The 2,172-nt window shown below is 69.4% G+C and carries 3 protein-coding genes; 2 read left to right on the plus strand and 1 reads right to left on the minus strand.

The window, feature by feature from the left end:
• Positions 1 to 606: replication initiator protein A (locus tag Q0112_RS13495; RefSeq protein WP_297976109.1), on the plus strand; the 606-nt coding region annotated here is incomplete at its 5' end.
• Between the two features lie 113 nt (positions 607 to 719).
• Positions 720 to 1,691: a UDP-glucuronic acid decarboxylase family protein gene (locus tag Q0112_RS13500; protein WP_297976111.1), complete on the plus strand. Its 972-nt coding sequence runs from the start codon at positions 720 to 722 to the stop codon at positions 1,689 to 1,691.
• Between the two features lie 40 nt (positions 1,692 to 1,731).
• Here the strand turns inward: Q0112_RS13500 and Q0112_RS13505 are convergent.
• The coding region (locus tag Q0112_RS13505) for a glycosyltransferase family 2 protein (protein WP_367278472.1) at positions 1,732 to 2,172 on the minus strand (441 nt) is incomplete at its 5' end.

The raw sequence follows: 2,172 nt of genomic DNA on the forward strand, positions 1-2,172 counted from the left end.
AACATCGAGACGGGGGGGATCGAGAGCACGCGCGGCTTCGGGCTGATCGATGGCTGGGAGATCCTCAGGAAGGCGCGCGGCGGGCGGATGATCCTGGTCACGGTGACGCTCTCGGACTGGATCTACCGCTCGGTGCTGTCGCGCTCGGTGCTGACGCTGCACCGGGACTATTTCCGGCTCAGGAAGCCCCTGGAGCGGCGGGTCTACGAGATCGCGCGCAAGCACTGCGGGCGGCAGGCGGAGTGGCGGATCGGGCTCGAGACGCTCTTGAAGAAGTCGGGCTCGACGAGCCCGCGGCGGGTGTTCCGCAAGATGATCCGCGACATCGCCGCGGAGGACGGGTTGCCCGACTACAGCCTCGAGCTGGTCGAGGGCGACGTGGTGCGGGTGCGTTCGCGGGCGGTGTTCGCAGAGCCGGGGGCAGGGGAGGGGCCCCGGCTGGCGGCCGGGATCCACGCTCGGGTGCGGGCGGTGGCGCCGGGGCTCGACCCCTATTTTCTCGAGGCCGAGTGGCGGCGCTTCTGGGTCGTGTCCGGGCGGCCGCGGCTCCGGAGCCCGGATGCGGCCTTCCTCGCCTTCGCCAGGGCCCGCGCTGCCCGGGGCTAGCTTCTGGCCAAGCGTTCCGCGCGCGGAACGCTTCCCAGCGGACAAGGGATTTGCCGGGGCGGGCGGGAAGCTGGTAGAGAGGTCTCCGGTTCCATCGAGAGGCGTACCCGGTCATGAGCAGCGTGTTGTCGAAGCGTATCCTGGTAACTGGCGGGGCGGGCTTTCTCGGCAGCCACCTCTGCGACCGTCTGGTGGCGCAGGGTCACGAGGTGCTCTGCGTCGACAACTACTTTACCGGCCGGCGGGCCAACGTCGCGCATCTGATCGAGAAGCCCGGCTTCGAGCTCATGCGCCACGACATCACCTTCCCGCTCTACGTCGAGGTCGACGAGATCTACAACCTCGCCTGCCCGGCGAGCCCGGTGCACTACCAGTTCGACCCGGTGCAGACGACGAAGACCTCGGTGCACGGGGCGATCAACATGCTCGGGCTCGCCAAGCGCACCCGGGCGAAGATGTTCCAGGCCTCGACCAGCGAGGTCTACGGCGACCCGCACCAGCATCCGCAGACCGAGGACTACTGGGGTAACGTCAATCCGGTCGGGCCGCGGTCCTGCTACGACGAGGGCAAGCGCTGCGCCGAGACCCTCTGCTTCGACTATCACCGCCAGCACGGGCTCCGCATCAAGGTGGCGCGCATCTTCAACACCTATGGGCCGAGGATGCATCCGAACGACGGGCGGGTGGTGTCGAACTTCATCGTCCAGGCGCTGAAGGGGGAGCCGATCACCCTGCACGGCGACGGCAGCCAGACGCGGAGCTTCTGCTACGTCGACGACCTGATCGAGGGCTTCCTCAGGCTGATGGCGAGCCCCGACGACGTCACCGGGCCGATCAACCTCGGCAATCCGGGCGAGTTCACCATCCGCGAGCTTGCCGAGAAGGTGGTTGCGCTCACCGGGTCGCGCTCGCCCCTCGTGCACCGACCGCTGCCCGAGAACGACCCGACCCAGCGCCAGCCCGACATCGCCCGGGCGAAGGCCGTGCTCGGCTGGGAGCCGACCATCGCGCTGGAACAGGGGCTGAAGAGGACGGTCGCCTACTTCGACGCGCTTCTCGCCGGGCATTCCGAGGCGGTTTCTTGAGGCAGCGACGCCGTCCGCCGGGTTTTCGGCCGCCGCCGCGTCAGGGGGCAGGCTGGTCCGGGCGCGAGGGGCCCTGGAACGGGGCGAGCAGGCTCAGGCCGGTCGTGTAGAGCGACATGGCCCAGGGGCGCGGGCTCGCGGGATGCGTCTTCCGGGCGAGCCCGAGAAAGCGTCGCGCCGCGGCGAGGTCACCCGCCTTCCGGTAGTCGCTCGCCAGGATGTAGTACTGCCGCGCCAGCAGGCGCGGACGGCTGGCGAAGAGGTCGATGTTCTTCCGGACAAGGCGCTCGCGGGATTCGGTCCGGCGCTGGGTGCCGCGGGTGATCGAGTTTGGCGAGAAGCGCTGATGCACCAGCGGCTCGTCGACGAAGGCGATCGGGCCCCGCTGCGCCAGGCGCAGCGCGAAGTCCCAATCCTCGATCGGGGTCGTCGTCTCGTCGAAGCGGCCGAGCGCGAGGAAGGTGTCGCGGCGTACCACGAG

This window comes from uncultured Amaricoccus sp. (assembly GCF_937858865.1).
Classification (GTDB): Bacteria; Pseudomonadota; Alphaproteobacteria; order Rhodobacterales; family Rhodobacteraceae; genus Amaricoccus.

Excerpts from the sequence above, each read along its gene's own strand:
- Q0112_RS13500 (WP_297976111.1), top strand. The coding sequence starts at position 720 with ATGAGCAGCGTGTTGTCGAAGCGTATCCTGGTAACTGGCGGGGCGGGC.